This window comes from Bradyrhizobium sp. LTSPM299, from assembly GCF_000938235.1.
Taxonomy (GTDB): domain Bacteria; phylum Pseudomonadota; class Alphaproteobacteria; order Rhizobiales; family Xanthobacteraceae; genus Bradyrhizobium.
This window is the reverse complement of sequence record NZ_JYMU01000072.1, coordinates 102,438-117,268: the sequence shown is the minus strand read 5'-3', so window position 1 is coordinate 117,268 and position 14,831 is coordinate 102,438. Positions and strand designations below refer to the sequence as shown.

Here is a 14,831-nt window from a genome sequence, read left to right as displayed (position 1 = left end):
GCCACTTTCAGGGCTAGTCGCTCCCAGTCTGCGTCTCGATCACAAGATTAGTTGCTGGCATGGATACGCTCCATTCCAGTCCTTGCGTGGCAAACTTAAGGGTGACTCTCGCATTTAGAGAACGCTCAATCATGTCACCGATCACGAGGTGACCAAATCCATTGCGGGACGGAGAGACGACTCGGGGACCGCCTTGCTCGACCCACTTCAATACCAACTCGCGCGATCCGAGCGATTCACTATCGAGCGCCCAAGATATCTTCACCTTGCCCGCGGGCGCCGAAAGCGCGCCGTACTTGATTGCATTTGTCGAGAGTTCATGGATCGCAAGTCCAATCGCCTGGGCGGCTTCCGCCGTAACGACAATGTCGGGTCCGGCGAGTTTGACTCGCGAACTTTGAATGTCCGTGAACGGCACAAGTTGCTGCCGCATCAGGTCCGCGAGGGGCGCCCCCTGCCAACTGTTTCGAATTAACACATCATGTGATGCGGCCAGACCCTGCAGACGTCGTCCGAACCTGCTTTCGAACTCTTCCATCGTCGTGGTCGTGCGAGCCGTTCGGCGTGAAATCGACTGGATCACGGCAAGCAAGTTCTTTGAGCGGTGCGATAGCTCATGCATCAGGAATTGAGCATGGTCTTCTGCCGCTTTGCGTTCGGTAACGTCCGTCACAATGCTGACCAGGCGGTGAGCTTTCCCATCCGGCGTGCGAGCGACAACTTGGCCGTGGCCCCTGAGCCAGAGAGTTGTGCCGTCCGCCCAAACCACCCGGTACTCAGACGTAAATGAGTCCTGCTCGTCTGCGAGTTCGTGGAATTTTTGCACCAGAGGACGGTCATCGGGGTGTAACGCCGACCAATATTCGTCTTGATCGCCTCCCACATGCCCCTGGCCACCCGGAAGGTTGATCCCGAACAGAAGCATGCCTTCCGGCGTCCAGAGTCTGGTCTTGGCGACGAAGTCGGTTTCCCAAGTACCCATACGGCCAGCCGCAAGGGCGGATCGGTAAAGGGTTTGCTTGTTGTGCAGGCGTCGATTGGCTTCGGATAGTTCTTGGGTCTTTAACGCCAGTGCCTTTTCGACCCTCAGGCGCTCGCTTGTTTCCACGGCCGTGACGAGCACGCCACCTATTCCGGTCGGCGACGAGGGATCAGGTACCGGACTGTAACTGACGGTAAAATGCGCGGTCTCCAAATCAAGGCCCCGACGCCGAATTGTCAGAAGCCGATCTTCGGAATAATCGCCAGGACTTTCACCAGCGAGAATCGCTTCCTGTAGCGGGATCAGTTCTGAAACCACCTCGGGCCATACAACGCGAAACGGCAGCCCGAGTGCCCAGGGGTGCTTGTCGGCCAAAATGGGCCGGTATCCGTCATTGTAGATCAGGACCAAGTCGGGTCCCCAGCGCACGGCCATCGGAAAGCCCGACGCGGTCATGATCCCGACGATGAGCCTAAGGCTGGGCGACCAGTTTTTCTGGTCACCTAACGCCGTCGTTGACCAATCCTTGCTCGCGATCAGGCCAGCCATTTCATTCGCAATTGGTGGCTGCTTTACTTCGTTGTCGTTCAACGACATATGATAAAGCCTGCGGAATTAGCGTGAAAGCCAAACGCGCGAGTATAGAGCGGTATTACAAGGTCGAGCAGCTTACGCACCCGCACGGACCCGCCGCCAGACCGCGAAAGTCCACGATAGAAGGATCGCGGCAATCAGGACTCCTAAATCACCACGATTCGATTAAGTGTGCTCGCCTGGGCCGACTATATTTAATGCGCCTGCGTCGGCTATCGGACAGACAGTAATCAGATTTTATGGGTCGTCACGTTCCTGGGCAACCGTCCATGCAAGACCTCGCCTGTATCATAGATTGATCCCACGGCGCGCGCATCCATACGTCGCGCTCTTCGTCGGTCGTCAAGATCACCGGCATCGCCCTCGGATGGATCAAGACTTACACGAGCTGAAGCGATGGAAAACGATGAGACCAACGATCGTTCAAAGGTCCATTACATCAAGCGACCCAAGCGACCTGTGAGCCGCACTCGTTTGGTGATGGGCTTGCTATTAGTCCTCGCTATTCCAATTTTCATTGGTCTCGCCAGCAAGGTCGCGCACGAAAACGGGGAGCTATCCAGCAAAGTTTCGGTCGATAGGAGGGAAACATGACCGAAGTGACCTATTACGTCGCACCCATTTGTCGCCAGTGACGACGGTATCGTGCAGGCGAGCCGGCCGAGTGCTTCAATCCCACGGCCGTGTAATGCGAGCTGAGGCGCTATCGCGCAAAGAAGGTCACGTAGGCGCGGTCGCCTTCAGCCGCACGGGTGATCCTGCCACCAGCAATTTCGGCGATGCCGAGGTGATCAGGAAGTTTGGCGACGTGCCTGATGATTTGAGTGCGTTGTAAATAAAAGCCGCTCCGCCGGGTTGAGGATCGGCGCAGCGGTTTCTTACACTGGGGCGCACGCGGGTATGATACGCAACCCGGCCGCAGTGTCGTCGCAACCATTGAAGAAACCGTTAGTCCCTCGCCGTCAACTCCCGAAGGTGTGTCTCAACATCAGCGTGGTGGTAGGGCTTGGGGATGCGTGCACTTGATGTTGTGCGGCGCGAACCGGCGTTCGGCTGCCTGCTGCGCCTCGGCCTAGCCACGAGTTTGGGCGTGGCTGCGCGGTTCCTTCCGATGGCGGCTGAGCGCCGACGCGCTCAGCCAAGTCCAGCCTTAAGATTGAGCGTGGCGCGAAAGGGCACACTCTTCTTTCCAACAAGCGCTGTTCCGTCGACCGTTGCCGAACCGTCGCCATACGTGCCTGTGAAGCCGCACGTTACTTCCCGGCCACCGAACAGGAACGTTACACCGACAGCATCGGTGTGTTGGCTCGTCGTCAGTTCTCCGCGCCACTTCCCGTTCCTGAACGTGTACGAGCCAGAGTAATAGAAGTGACTGTCCCCGCCGAAGACGCGGCCGTCGAGAAGAATAATGACCCCGCTGGCATGGGCGCCCGATCCGTCCCCCATCGCGATCCGGATCGAATACAAGCCGTTCTCGACGTCCGACATCCCATGCCCTCCTGCGGCCGAAAGTAACGCCGTCTGGCAATCGAGGCGATGGCTACCATCGTCGCAGTCGCCTCTACCTCGAAGGACTAAAGAACCGCCTCGATCAGACCCAATTTCTTGGCTTCCTGTGCTTCAAGGTACCAGTTCGACGGCGCCTTCTCTTTAACCTCGTCGAGCGTTACGCTCGATCCGACAACGAGATTTTGAAAGCCTTCGTTTTGCATCGTGATCGAACATTCGATCTCGTTGAGCGTCGCCCTCACGACGGCGATGCAGGTTGTTAGCGGGCCGTCGATTACCAGGCTCTTCGAGAGCTTCCGCTCATGGATCATCAGCCGAGTGCCGCGGGCAAGATAGCGGTTCGGCCGTGCGAAGAAGCTCATGAACGTAACGCCGGCCGAATAGATCACGGCCTTTCCGAGAAACACAAACCGTCGTTGTGGTTCCATCTCGCTCGCGAACCGAACATCTTCGCCCATCATTCTCGCGACCTCTGGATCGCCGCCTAGCGTCGACATTTCGATGACGACAAGGTCCTTGTCGGACGCATTGTCGAACTGCGACCTGAAGTTCGTATACATGGCGTAGTCGACCACCCCGGTTAGGCTGATGGGCGGCGATTTAAAGGCTGTGGCTGGTAGCGTCGCGAGTTCCATCGGGTACCTCCATTTCCGCGGTCGGCTGCACCATGCAGATGCCGTGCCGAAACGCCTCAGACCGACGGATCGCGATACGGCGGCCGGTCCCATCGAGCGGCCAACCGCCAAAGTCCGGCTATCGTTGAGAGTCCGACACGGAGGGCAAGCACGACCAGGGTGATTTGGAGCCAGATCAAGCCGCCGATCTCTCGGAAAACGAATTCGATGCGAGGGCCCCAAGGCGGTGGAATGGAGTCGCCGAACGCCTCAATACCACGCTGTAGAGAGCGCTGAGCTCCGGTCAGCAACTCCGGCTTTTCGTAGAACGCCGCGACGATCAGCGAACGCCGCGACGATCAGCGCCCATGCGGCAATAACGGTCAGCGTCCGGAACGAATGAACTTTCAAGTGATATTTGAGGCCGGGTCGGTCGTTGCCACGGATCGGCGTCATCGAACAGGCTCGCCCTGATGGTCTTGGTGCCGTAACCAACGAACGTTCCGAGCAAGGAGCGGTTCCAGCCGCGTGACAGATTGAAGCGCCTCAACCTCAGGAACGTTCAACAGTCAGCGCAATTGATCTCGACAAGCTTTTTAAAGGAGAACCAATCGTGGCACTGGAAACAAAAGAGACGGGCAATCTGATCGGAAGCGACAAGGTCGAAGGGACGGCCGTTTACGGTGCCGACAGCAATAAGATAGGCAGCGTTGAACGCTTGATGATCGATAAGACGAGCGGCAAGGTTTCGTATGCAGTTCTCAGCTTCGGAGGCTTTCTTGGTATCGGCGACGACCACTATCCTCTCCCGTGGCACTCGTTGAAGTACGACACCAACCTTGGCGGGTACGTCACGGGGATCACCGAGAAGCAGCTTCAAGCCGCCCCGAAATATCGCGACCAAGCCGGCTGGAATTGGAACGACCCCGCGGCGGGTCGCTCTGTCAACGACTATTACGGCATTCCTAGCTGAGTTGGGCGACGGCACCGACGAACTCGTCAGTCGCGATGAGGGCCATGCGGCGTGATGCCCGCGGCCCTCATTTGCTTGCGTGCGTGGGGCGACGGCGCGCACTGATTTGGCTAAAAAATCGGTTCACGCTGAGTTTCGGCGGATCATGCGGGGGCGGTCTTGGCGAAGGAAAAGCACACTAGAGACGCGGCGGACGCATTCTAGCTGTTCCGCGCTTTTCGATCTTGGACCGGGCCGCCCGGCTGCGCATCGTTGAAACGGTCGAGGCCATGGCAGCAACGCAGACCACAAAGCGGGAGCCACGGTCACCGAGGTAGCGCGTATCGAACGGTGAATGAAGGACCGTCTCCGGCTGGCGGAGCGTGAATTACCCTGTCAGAGGGCCCCATAAGCTGGCGTATCGCGTCGCACGCCATTGCGTGCCGGTTCTGGTCGGGGCTGATGATCCGGTGAATCTCCCCAGCGTTGATTTCCACATGGAGGCGCCCCTGCTTGGACGCCCGAGATATTTGAGCCTCAACCTCTTCGCGGAATTCTTCCGTCGTGGGCATGGCAAGCCCTTTGTTTTCTATCGAATGGATAAGCAACCACTTGATCTAAAATTGATCTTGTCACTCTAACAGGTTGCTTCGTCTCCACAACCCTAGTCAGTAACGACTGACATTTCGTTCAGGGGCACTGCTTCACCCGACTCGACGGCAGCCTTTTCCACACCCACGACGCGCAGTAGCTTGCTGCTGTTCCAAGCCGCAACGGATTGATAATTTGCATCTCCGCAGCGATGTCGCTGTCATGGGGGCATGACCAAAGCAGAAAACCGAGCGGCGGGGAGAGCCTACCAGCAACAGAAAATGCGCGAGCTGGACGAGGCCATTCGCGCTGAACGCATCAACGCAGATTTGGCCGAGCTGGCCAGGCTGCGGAAATACCTGCTCTCCAGCCGCGTCGCTCCCCTCGCCGGCCGGCAGCTCATCGACGCAATCGACGACTATGTCGAGAAGCTGACGGGTGATCGCCGTTCGCTCCACGCGCAGAATCACAGTATCGGTGGAGGATGAAGTATGCCGAGCCCCGCCCCTACGCCGATCCGGAGAAAGCCGCCCGCCGATTACTAGAACACGCCAACGCCTTCGAGCCGATTCAGTACGGCCGAATCTACATCGAGATCATCAATGGCAAGATGCTGTTCGGGGACAAGGCTACGGCTGCGGAATATTGGGACGGTCTTCAATTCGCGATCGCGCGCGGCTGGCTCGAGTATCACGAGAGCGGAACCTTCGTGAAGTTCACGCCGGCCGGCGCGGACCTGTTCGCCTGACACCGTCGGGCGGTTTGCAACATTGGCGCCCCCTCAGCGTCGAATCCCTGCTCTCGGTAACCCCAATCCGTCCAAGCCAAACTGGGCGAAAACCTGCCCAAAAAACAGGTTGGCGGCCCTTCGGCGCTTTCTATCCCAGCGCTGGGGGTCGTTTGCGCGCGCGGCGCATAGGAACCACGCGAGCTGTGCTCGGTTGTTAAATTGGTTTGGAAATTGGACCTTCAGGCCTCGGCGCAGCCCCCCGCGCTGGGGCCCCTTTTTTGCTCCGTAAACGGGAGGTTTATCGGGGCAGTGCGAGGAGACTTTACTTGGTCAAGATCGCTTGGATCCTCTTAAGTGCGACAGCCATGATAGGCTGGACCATCGCGATTTTCTGGGGCGTCTTCCAAGTTGCGCGATGGCTGTTCTGGCTATGACCGTTCCGGGCTCTGACTCGTGATTCCCCTCGCGATACTTATCTTCCGGTCATGCCCATCCGGAGGAAGGCCCTCGAGATCCCGCCCGAAGATGCACGGCAATTCGTGGCCGACATGCAGGCCTATCACGCCGAGTACGACACCAATCGCCGAGACGAGATCGCTGCCGGCGCGCGTCATATGCTCTTGGGCCACATGCCCAGCGGCACCAAGCTGCGGGTGACCGAGGTCAAGGAGCTATTCGAGCAACTGAGGGATCACGCATGACCGTCTTCGTCTACGTCAACACCCGCAAGCAAGTCGGCGACAAGGACCACATCAAGGTGTTCGCCAGCGGCGATGCCGCGGAGACTTGGTTCGCGGAGAATGATCCCGAGGGCGTGGCGTTCGAATACGAGGTTCTAGAGTGAGCCGCATTTGGCTCGACTGGAGCGATCTGATCAACTTCAACAAAGGGATATGCTGACCCTTGCGCTCGCGCAGCGGTTGCGGTTGGATCACGCCTACTGGGGGAATAGCAGATGATCCGAGTTGCATTGATGATGGCCACCGCAGTGGCACTAAGCACGACAATCACGCCGGCCATGGCAAATTGCGGCGACGCCACCGATACCTACAACTCGGCGATCTCGGACGTGTCCGACGCGCTTAAACGATAAACACCGTCGCTGCCATTTGCGAATCAGCTACGCTAATACCACAATTTAGAGTGTCCTCATTGAAGCCGGATAACGACAACAAAAAAACTGTCAATCTAGCAACGACATTGGCGAGTGTTGCCATTGATGCAGCGAAGCTGATGGCCGGGGTTCCGCTCGACTATCCCGACCCGCTTTTGACCCCACTTGTCACAGTGCCTCAACCTGCGAAGGAAGAAGAGATGGACGACGTAAAGGACGAGAAAGACAAACCGTTGGTCGATCAGATGACCGACGTGGTTGCGGACGCGGCTGGTGAACTGGCGAAGACCGCCGTGAAGGCCGTTGCCAAGCGGGCCAAGAAGGCTGTGGTCAGGAACACTCCGTCTCGTGTCAAGAGAGCTGCAAAGGCGGTTGCGAAAGCTGCCAAGGCTCCAAAGAAAACTGCCAAGAAGACGGTGAAGAAAGCGAAAAAGGCCGCACCGAAGAAGTCCGCAAAAAAGAAGTCGAAGAAGTCCAAACGCTAAGGAGTTAGCATGGCTAAGAAGGCGAAGAAGAAGTCAGTTACCAAGCGCGTTGTAGGAGCTGCGAAGTCGGCTGTTAAAAAGGCCAAGAAGGCCGTCAAAAAGCTGATGCCGAAGAAGGCGAAGAAAGCCAAGAAGAAGTCGAAGCGCTAATAGCTCCGCAGTCGCTTTAAAATACGCACAAACCGCTCTCGGAGACATTCGAGGGCGGTTTTGCTGTAATCCAATGAAATATGACCCACTGAATGAATTCTCGGGACATGCTTCAGTCTAGCCAGCCCGCTTGACCTCGATACCTTACCCTACAGTCGGATGGACGGAACGTTGGCGGCTTGCGATGTTGCGTTAGTCACTCTATCGTTTGGCTTTAGCAAAACGCTATAGGTTTTAAGTGCCGTTAGTCGCTCTAGTGACTGACGTCGTTGGCTTCTAACCTTCCTTATCAGTTCTAAATGGCAAAGGACTGATAGGAAAATTACACAAACCTTACCGGTCTTGAGAGAAAGCTTGTCAGTCAACCTGTTCCAGGTTCTCAGCCGTCCGGATCATCATCGCTCCCGCGCAGCGTTCGAAAAGATTCCTCAAAGACGGCCCGGATAGCCGCTATTTTTCCACTTCAATTCAATATCGTCTGCGATGCATTGAGGTGCACGCGGTTCGCCATCGTCGAAGTAGTGGTTGAAATCGACATGCACCCGCATGTTGTCCGGGCGGTATGAGGCCATGCGGTCGTAAAGTAGTACCTGACTGCCTTCGAAGCGGTGGTAGACTGATTGGTGTATCGGCGCCATTGATTGTTCACTATCGGGGTCGATCGGAAGGTCGCGGACGCCCAGCTTGAGAAAGCCGGTAGCTTGCTCGTTGTGCTGCGGACCGGTCGGATTGGGTCGGAGCCGCAAGACACTGCCATCGTGTTTCAGGCCATCCGGAATGATCGACGCGCCGGCGACCATCCAGCCGAGGGCCACATCCGACAGGCGCGCCTCGTTTTCCATGTACCCGCCGCCGATGTCGGCGTGAACACCCGGAAACCAAACCTGCTCGAAATAGAGATTTCCGTATCGGTCGCGAGCGCCCGCCTTCGCCGCCGTCGGCGACCACGAGACGCGCTTAAAGTCCGCGCGATTTTCATCGATCGAGATCGCGTGCTTGGCGTAGCCGACATTCGGGTTGAGTGTGGTGTCATAGAATTTGTGCTTGGGCGGCGCGAAGTGCAGCGTCTTCAGGTGCTTGAAGCAGCTGTAGCCCGGCAGGCGCGGGGCAATCTTGAGGTAGTTGATCAGAAAGACGATTGCCGCGGTGGCGACGCCGAGATAGCTCAGGATCCATGCCGCCCATCCGGCCCACGGAAACACCGGTTCGAGGACATTCCCGAGCCAATGGAGCCCAAACAGCAGCGCGATGCCGAACGCCACCAGGGCCGGACCGAGATATTTGTGGCCGAGCGCTGCCACCGTGTCGAAGACGCCGATGAAATAGGGAAAGACATTTGCGCGTTCGACGCCCTCGACCACGACAGAGCTGCCGTACTGCTGCCTGAATTGCGCGGAGATGGCATCGCGGGTCTCCAGCAGGAACTGGCTGTATCCGGTGATCTTGCGGGAATAGGATGGACAGAACTGGTAGACATCCTTGACCGCGTGTTCGGCGAGCTTGTGGATGCTCTTCGGATCGCGGCGCAGGGGAGAGCCGTCCGGCATATGCCGCGGCACGCCGCACGAGCTCATCACCCCGGCGACGGACCGCACCGTGTAGGCGCCCCGGCTGAAGCCGACCAGGAAGATCCGGTCGCCTTCCTCATAGAGGCGGATGATCGCCGCATAGCAATCCACGATATTGCGCGTGATGCCGAGGCCCGTCGCCATGCTGGCCAGATTGTAGAGCCAGCGCATCCAGCCGATCGCGAAGTGGCCGCCGTCGGACGCCGAACCGAGGCCGGCATCGTAGAAGGCTACCTGCTCGGATGGTTCGATCTGGGTGTCGGGACCGACGCGGCAGGCCCGGTAGAGCTTGTAGACGTTGGTCCGGGCTTCATCGAAGTTGATGCCGCCGGCCTGGCCCGTGCCATCGGAAAAGATCAGAATATTCTTCGGCATCGCACACTATTCTCCCGAAGTGCGCCAGATATCTTCATATATCACTGATTGTGGCGTCGGGATGTGAACTACCGACTCTCCCGCGACCACTTAACAGGTTAAATCGGCCTTATCTGGCGCCCCGTTGCCGGAACGATGCTCCTTCGCGTCGCTCTATCGCGAGCGTATCACTTTGTGCCGAGTGACCAGGCTGGCGCTCTCGCGACCGGCGGCTTCTGGCGCGAAGCGGCCATTTAGGCGAAGCGTTCACGCCGGCTTACCGGCACAAGCTGACTTGCCTCGCAAAGCAACAAGCCAATTCTTTTACTTCACGGTTACCGCCATTTTCACCGACGGATGGATGTTACACCGGACCCTGTAAGCGCCGGCCTTGTCGAACTTGTAGCTAAGCAGCTTGCCCGGCTTTTGCAGGCCCAGATCCATGTTCTCGTCGGTTCCGGGCCCGAAGATATGAATGTTGTGTATGACGTCGTCATCGTTGGTGAAGTTTAGTCGGTCACCCTTGGTCAGCGACACCGACGCCATGTTCAAGGCCAGCCCACGCTGGATCACCGTAATTGTGGTCGCCGCCGGTACGGCAACGACCAGTCCCATCAAAATGGCGATGGCGATTGCGAGGCGAATGGGCATATTGACTCCTTTGAAGGCTGGCGCGGCTAGAATTTCACCGCGGTCCAGAGACTGAAGTAGAAGTGATCGTTTCTGTTGGCATTCGCGTAGCTGCCGTCAAAGCTGAAGTACTTCACGTACTGCACGGCCAGCCGCACATTCATGTTCTGAAACGGCGAATCGGGCTTGCCCCAGGGTACGTAGGCGACTTCGACGATCATGCCGTCCGAGTTGGGGCTGCCGTTCGGCGTGGCCCAGTAAGCGGCGTCGGCCATGCCAATGGTGCGGAAATACTGCATCGAAGGCGTGACCGTGGCCGCGATGCTGTAGGAGACATCGAAGCGCATCGTGTCGAGCCAATGATCCGAGAACGCCCCCAGCGCCAGCGCGTCGCCCCACGCCAGTTTCGCGGTCTCGTGAATATAGGTCGCGTGGGCCGACAATCTGTCGCTGGTCACCTTGGCGGGATCGGAGATGAACTGATACGTCGCATCGACCGCGATATCGGTTTTGTGGACATTGAATCCGAGGGTCTGGCCGCCACCAGGAACGACATTGGCTGACAGGGCATAGGCGCCGATCTCCGCGTGATGCATCTTGTCTCCCCAATCCTTGATCATGGCTACGCGTGCATACGGGAGAAAGGACGTGGTCTGGTCGCCGTCGTCGGGCACTTGGCCCAGCGCCGTAAGCGTGCGGGCGTTGAGGCCCTTGTAGACATCGCCTTCCAGGTAAAGGAAATCATTCCACATCGTGTAGGCGCCCACGCCTGCAACCCGTTGGCCGAGACCGCCGTCGACCAGGGTCGAAGCCGTCGGTGTCGGCGCCAGCGCCGATTGGTTGTACGGGAATCCCCAGGCCGGGGTCGAGTTCCAGGGGTCCTGCACAGTCGGGTTGTTGTTGGCCGTGATGCCTATAAGTACGTCCTGGCCGAACAGCTGACCCTCGCTCACGTGGCGAATATCGACATTGTTCAGCGCAGCCTTCTGGGCCACGCCATCGTAGTTCAGTTCGATGAAGCCGCCGACCTTGGGCGCAATTTGTCCCGCGTAGTAGAGCGACAATTGATCGAACGCGAAGTTGTCGTTGTCCCTGAATCCGGGCGCGGCCCCGCCGGGCTGCGGCTGCATCGTGTGAGTGAAGGAGGATTGTGTCGTCATCGCCAGCGGTAGCCCATGGTCCTTGCCATCATTGGCGGTATAGCCATGCAGCTTGAAGTCCCGGCCATAAGGAGTCAGCTGCGGACCGAATGCCCCGATATGGCAGGCGGCGCAAGGTTGGCCAGTCTGGATCGCAAAGGAAGGTACCGCGAACGCCGGTCCCGCCATCATCAGGACCGCAAGCACCGTCATGGGAGCCAGGATACGCAAACCCCGCCCGAAAAGATCGAGGGAACTTAAACGCCGGCGATTTGTCGGCGCGACCGGCTTGCCCATCCAGGGTTTTGATTGGCGCGCTATGGTCCTGCGCAACAAGTCCAAAAACATGTTCCGCATCTCAAGATCTGAGTACCAACCCGCGAAGCCAGTAAATCCGAATATGGTTAATGGTCCGTCAAATGAAGCTCTGGAGCCTCAAATGACAACGAACGGCAGGGCGTCCGCAGCGATCGTTAGCCGGCTAAACGGATCGGAACGGATTGGAATTTTGGCCCATTGGCCGATCGTCCACCTCACTTTAACTCAAGGGGCTTAGCGTCTCCCGGTTCGGGCCAATACGGCTGGGGGAGCGATCAAGTGGCGTCGGCTGAAATTGATGTGGGAGCGGGACAGGCCCCGGATCATCCCGACCGGCATTCTGGCCGGCTAGGCGACCGATACGCCATCTCGTTTCGTCGGCAATTCCTGGTCGTCACGGTCTGCCTGCTGGCGGTCAATCTCATGATCGGACTCTTCGCGCGCCACCAGCAACGCGCAATCATCGATTATGCCGTCAATGTATATGACACCGCCTTTATCTCCACCAACTATGTCAGTCTCGCGCAGATCGCGTTTCAGCATTATGTCGACGAACAGTCCCGTGCCATAGGACCGGACCAGGCGTCCAAGGCCAACGAACTTCTCGAAACTGTGCTCGACGATATCGACGTTGCCATCGAAAGGTCGAGCTCGCACCTTACGCGCACCGAAGGACTAGAACTCAGGACGAATATTTCCGAGCTCCTCAAGCTTGGGGGCGACTCCCCGGAGTTACGGAGTCTGACGGACGATGTTCAACAAAAATTGGAGCGGCTGCATCAGAACAATTCAGCCATTGGCCTGCAGGCGCGAGACGACATCGAAGCGTTTTCCTACAGGTCCGATTTGCTGCTGCTGGCTTCAACCCTCACCAGCATTATGTTGGCGGGGCTGGTCCTGCTGGTGACCCATCGCATGATCCGATCGTTGAATCAGCGATCGAGTGACCGTCTTTACGCGGCTCTGGAAGGCATGCCGCAAGGTCTCAGCATGTTCGACGATAAGCAGCGCCTGATCATCTGCAACGCAGAATTTGGTGCGATGTATGGACTCCGTGCCGGGCTGATTGAGCCCGGCACCCCGCTTCGAGCCATTCTGGAACACCGGATGGAGAATGGAACGGCCGCGATCAACGCCGAGAATTTTGTAGAAGAGGAATTGGCGTCGGCGTCCCAACCGACGGCCATCGCTTTGGAGCATCAACTGCAGGATGGACGCACGATTGCATTGACCAAGGCGCCTCTGAGCACCGGTGGTGCGGTTACCATCCACATGGATGTGACCGAAAAACGAAATTCAGAGAAGCAGATTGCGTTCCTGGCACATCACGACGCGCTGACCGGATTGGCAAACCGCGTTCAATTGCGCGAACATATCGACAAGATTCTGGAAAAAGTCAGGCGTGGCGGAACGGCGTCCGTCCTCTGTCTGGATCTCGACAACTTCAAGATCATCAATGACACGCTCGGTCACTCCGTTGGGGACGCATTGCTGTGTGCGGTTTCCAAGCGAGTGCGCGATCTGGTGCGCGACAGAGATCTGGTCTCCCGGACCGGTGGCGACGAGTTTTCGATCGTGCAATTCGGCACGGAGCCGCCGATGGAAGCCTCTGCTGCGCTGGCTACCCGCATCGTCGAGGCTCTGAGCGCGCCATTTGAGCTCGGCGATCATCACGTTGTCATTGGCGCGAGCGTTGGAATTGCAATTGCACCTGACGACGGCGACAGCGCGGACCAGCTTTTGAAGAATGCCGACATGGCATTGTATCGTTCCAAGGAAGAAGGGCGCGGAAGGTTCCATTTCTTTGAACCTGAAATGGACATCAAGGCCCAGACCCGGCGCGTTCTCGAGCTCGATCTTCGCAGTGCGATCGCTGCGGGAGAGTTCGAAGTATTTTACCAGCCTATTGTCAATCTCGCGGAAAACAGGATTACCGGATTTGAAGCACTGCTGCGCTGGAACCATCCAACCCGCGGAAGGGTCGCGCCAAATGACTTCATTCCGTTGGCTGAGGAAACAGGGCTAATTGGTGCGATCGGCGAGTGGGTGATCCGGCAGGCTTGTGCCGAGGCGAGGAGATGGCCGTCCGATACGAGGGTGGCGGTCAATGTCTCACCAGTGCAATTCCGTAACAAAACGTTGGTCCTTGCTGTTGTGTCCGCTTTGGCGGCCTCGGGATTGCGCCCAGATCTATTGGAGCTCGAGATCACCGAGACCGTATTGATGAACAACAACGAGGCAACGTTGGCGGCACTGCACCAGTTGCGAGCCCTGGGCGTCAGGATATCGATGGACGACTTCGGGACCGGATACTCGTCGTTAAGTTACCTCCGCAGCTTCCCGTTCGATAAAATAAAGATCGATCAGAGTTTCGTTCGGGACCTCTCCGAAAGACCCGACTCTATCGCAATCATTCGCGCGGTCGCAGGGCTTGGCCAAAGCTTCGGCATGACCACGACAGCAGAAGGCGTCGAAACCCAGGAGCAATTGGATCAGATGCGCGCGGAGGGGTGTAGCGAGGTGCAGGGATACTTCTACAGCAGGCCCGTGCCGGCTAGCGAGATCGCCCAGCTGCTGATTGGCTTCCAGGAACGAGTCCAGGCGGCGGCGTAGTCGCCGCCTTTCCCGATCTACGATCATGCGGCACTCATCAAGGCTGTAATGCCGAAAGGCGTTCTTGCGCGAGCGCGCGGAGCGACCGCTGGCGCAAAGCGGTCATTGGGATGTGCGACTTAGACCTCGCTGGCTTTTCTTGACTGGACCTAGCTCAAACTGCACATGATGGAGTGGAACGAGAGTTTAGATTTCTCAGCTATTTAGAAGGCTTCGTGTGCACGATGTGTGCACCGGGAGATCACGAAAAATCTCATCACAGCCAATGTGAGCAGGCCTTCTGAAGTGGGTAGGAGCCGCCCCGTGTCGGGGCGCGCACGTCATAGATTTTCGCAGGGTACGGGAGCTTGTCGACTACGGCGCGCAGGATCATGAGTGGGATCAGGCGCGCGCCGAGAGCGGGTTGGCGGCCACGAGGCAAAGGGCCGACGTGCCCGATCGCGATCGACACGCGGGCGAACCAATTCCCCTTCGATGATGGTAATGCG

General features: G+C 58.0%; 16 protein-coding genes and 2 pseudogenes. 10 read left to right on the top strand and 8 right to left on the bottom strand.

The genetic code is table 11. From position 1 onward, the window contains the following. Positions 1 to 13: 13 nt before the first annotated feature. A complete protein-coding gene (locus tag UP10_RS42295) occupies positions 14 to 1,579 on the bottom strand; it encodes a PAS domain-containing HWE histidine kinase family protein (RefSeq protein WP_050043919.1) in 1,566 nt (521 codons plus the stop codon). A gap of 244 nt (positions 1,580 to 1,823) precedes the next feature. After that, positions 1,824 to 1,949 (bottom strand): annotated as a pseudogene (locus UP10_RS46790) (SOS response-associated peptidase); the annotation flags it as partial. A 217-nt stretch (positions 1,950 to 2,166) separates the two neighbouring features. Between UP10_RS46790 and UP10_RS46785 the strand changes: the two are divergent. Beyond that, positions 2,167 to 2,411 (top strand): annotated as a pseudogene (locus UP10_RS46785) (hypothetical protein). A gap of 299 nt (positions 2,412 to 2,710) precedes the next feature. Here the strand turns inward: UP10_RS46785 and UP10_RS33625 are convergent. The 3 genes from UP10_RS33625 to UP10_RS44795 all read right to left on the bottom strand — a co-directional run bounded on the left by UP10_RS33625 (position 2,711) and on the right by UP10_RS44795 (position 4,155). Continuing rightward, positions 2,711 to 3,064 (bottom strand): hypothetical protein, encoded by a 354-nt coding sequence (locus UP10_RS33625; RefSeq protein WP_044591474.1) that lies wholly within the window; start codon positions 3,062 to 3,064, stop codon positions 2,711 to 2,713. 86 nt (positions 3,065 to 3,150) lie between these two features. Next, positions 3,151 to 3,720 carry a hypothetical protein gene (locus UP10_RS33620; RefSeq protein ID WP_044591473.1) on the bottom strand — a complete coding sequence of 190 codons (570 nt, stop codon included), beginning with the start codon at positions 3,718 to 3,720 and terminating at the stop codon, positions 3,151 to 3,153. Between the two features lie 249 nt (positions 3,721 to 3,969). After that, on the bottom strand, positions 3,970 to 4,155 hold the full coding sequence (locus tag UP10_RS44795) for a hypothetical protein (protein ID WP_156180492.1): 186 nt from the start codon (positions 4,153 to 4,155) through the stop codon (positions 3,970 to 3,972). Positions 4,156 to 4,312: 157 nt separating this feature from the next. Here UP10_RS44795 and UP10_RS33615 point away from each other — a divergent pair, with 157 nt between their 5' ends. The 8 genes from UP10_RS33615 (at position 4,313) to UP10_RS44780 (ending at position 7,721) form a co-directional block, all read left to right on the top strand. Beyond that, positions 4,313 to 4,672: a PRC-barrel domain-containing protein gene (locus tag UP10_RS33615; RefSeq protein WP_082077389.1), complete on the top strand. Its 360-nt coding sequence runs from the start codon at positions 4,313 to 4,315 to the stop codon at positions 4,670 to 4,672. 800 nt (positions 4,673 to 5,472) lie between these two features. Then, on the top strand, positions 5,473 to 5,730 hold the full coding sequence (locus tag UP10_RS33605; protein ID WP_044591470.1) for a hypothetical protein: 258 nt from the start codon (positions 5,473 to 5,475) through the stop codon (positions 5,728 to 5,730). After that, the gene (locus UP10_RS33600; protein WP_044591469.1) at positions 5,727 to 5,990 is read left to right on the top strand and encodes a hypothetical protein; all 264 of its coding nucleotides are present in this window, start codon (positions 5,727 to 5,729) and stop codon (positions 5,988 to 5,990) included. The genes UP10_RS33605 and UP10_RS33600 overlap by 4 nt, the downstream gene beginning before the upstream one ends. A 467-nt stretch (positions 5,991 to 6,457) precedes the next feature. Continuing rightward, positions 6,458 to 6,673, top strand: a complete 216-nt coding sequence (locus UP10_RS33595) for a hypothetical protein (protein WP_044591468.1) — start codon at positions 6,458 to 6,460, stop codon at positions 6,671 to 6,673. Continuing rightward, complete coding sequence (locus tag UP10_RS45505; protein ID WP_197086960.1) at positions 6,670 to 6,816, top strand: hypothetical protein; 147 nt, start codon at positions 6,670 to 6,672, stop codon at positions 6,814 to 6,816. The genes UP10_RS33595 and UP10_RS45505 overlap by 4 nt, the downstream gene beginning before the upstream one ends. Positions 6,817 to 6,927: 111 nt before the next feature. Further along, positions 6,928 to 7,065, top strand: a complete 138-nt coding sequence (locus UP10_RS44790) for a hypothetical protein (protein ID WP_156180490.1) — start codon at positions 6,928 to 6,930, stop codon at positions 7,063 to 7,065. A gap of 59 nt (positions 7,066 to 7,124) precedes the next feature. Next, positions 7,125 to 7,571: a hypothetical protein gene (locus UP10_RS45500; RefSeq protein ID WP_050043918.1), complete on the top strand. Its 447-nt coding sequence runs from the start codon at positions 7,125 to 7,127 to the stop codon at positions 7,569 to 7,571. Positions 7,572 to 7,580: 9 nt separating this feature from the next. Then, positions 7,581 to 7,721, top strand: coding sequence for a hypothetical protein (locus tag UP10_RS44780; protein ID WP_156180488.1), 141 nt, complete (start codon positions 7,581 to 7,583; stop codon positions 7,719 to 7,721). Positions 7,722 to 8,149: 428 nt separating this feature from the next. Here the strand turns inward: UP10_RS44780 and UP10_RS33585 are convergent, their stop codons facing one another. The 3 genes from UP10_RS33585 to UP10_RS33575 form a co-directional block, all read right to left on the bottom strand. Further along, entirely contained in the window at positions 8,150 to 9,664 is a 1,515-nt protein-coding gene (locus UP10_RS33585; RefSeq protein ID WP_063775419.1) for a T6SS phospholipase effector Tle1-like catalytic domain-containing protein, read from the bottom strand. A gap of 303 nt (positions 9,665 to 9,967) precedes the next feature. Continuing rightward, on the bottom strand, positions 9,968 to 10,294 hold the full coding sequence (locus tag UP10_RS33580; protein ID WP_044591467.1) for a cupredoxin domain-containing protein: 327 nt from the start codon (positions 10,292 to 10,294) through the stop codon (positions 9,968 to 9,970). A gap of 26 nt (positions 10,295 to 10,320) precedes the next feature. Continuing rightward, entirely contained in the window at positions 10,321 to 11,625 is a 1,305-nt protein-coding gene (locus UP10_RS33575; RefSeq protein WP_044591466.1) for a hypothetical protein, read from the bottom strand. 384 nt (positions 11,626 to 12,009) lie between these two features. Between UP10_RS33575 and UP10_RS33570 the strand changes: the two genes are divergently transcribed. Continuing rightward, complete coding sequence (locus UP10_RS33570; protein WP_156180486.1) at positions 12,010 to 14,343, top strand: putative bifunctional diguanylate cyclase/phosphodiesterase; 2,334 nt, start codon at positions 12,010 to 12,012, stop codon at positions 14,341 to 14,343. Positions 14,344 to 14,831: the final 488 nt, after the last annotated feature.

Excerpts from the sequence above, each read along its gene's own strand:
- UP10_RS42295 (WP_050043919.1), bottom strand. The coding sequence starts at position 1,579 with ATGTCGTTGAACGACAACGAAGTAAAGCAGCCACCAATTGCGAATGAA.
- UP10_RS33625 (WP_044591474.1), bottom strand. The coding sequence starts at position 3,064 with ATGTCGGACGTCGAGAACGGCTTGTATTCGATCCGGATCGCGATGGGG.
- UP10_RS33620 (WP_044591473.1), bottom strand. The coding sequence starts at position 3,720 with ATGGAACTCGCGACGCTACCAGCCACAGCCTTTAAATCGCCGCCCATC.
- UP10_RS44795 (WP_156180492.1), bottom strand. The coding sequence starts at position 4,155 with ATGACGCCGATCCGTGGCAACGACCGACCCGGCCTCAAATATCACTTG.
- UP10_RS33605 (WP_044591470.1), top strand. The coding sequence starts at position 5,473 with ATGACCAAAGCAGAAAACCGAGCGGCGGGGAGAGCCTACCAGCAACAG.
- UP10_RS33600 (WP_044591469.1), top strand. The coding sequence starts at position 5,727 with ATGAAGTATGCCGAGCCCCGCCCCTACGCCGATCCGGAGAAAGCCGCC.
- UP10_RS33595 (WP_044591468.1), top strand. The coding sequence starts at position 6,458 with ATGCCCATCCGGAGGAAGGCCCTCGAGATCCCGCCCGAAGATGCACGG.
- UP10_RS45505 (WP_197086960.1), top strand. The coding sequence starts at position 6,670 with ATGACCGTCTTCGTCTACGTCAACACCCGCAAGCAAGTCGGCGACAAG.
- UP10_RS44790 (WP_156180490.1), top strand. The coding sequence starts at position 6,928 with ATGATCCGAGTTGCATTGATGATGGCCACCGCAGTGGCACTAAGCACG.
- UP10_RS44780 (WP_156180488.1), top strand. The coding sequence starts at position 7,581 with ATGGCTAAGAAGGCGAAGAAGAAGTCAGTTACCAAGCGCGTTGTAGGA.
- UP10_RS33585 (WP_063775419.1), bottom strand. The coding sequence starts at position 9,664 with ATGCCGAAGAATATTCTGATCTTTTCCGATGGCACGGGCCAGGCCGGC.
- UP10_RS33580 (WP_044591467.1), bottom strand. The coding sequence starts at position 10,294 with ATGCCCATTCGCCTCGCAATCGCCATCGCCATTTTGATGGGACTGGTC.
- UP10_RS33575 (WP_044591466.1), bottom strand. The coding sequence starts at position 11,625 with ATGACGGTGCTTGCGGTCCTGATGATGGCGGGACCGGCGTTCGCGGTA.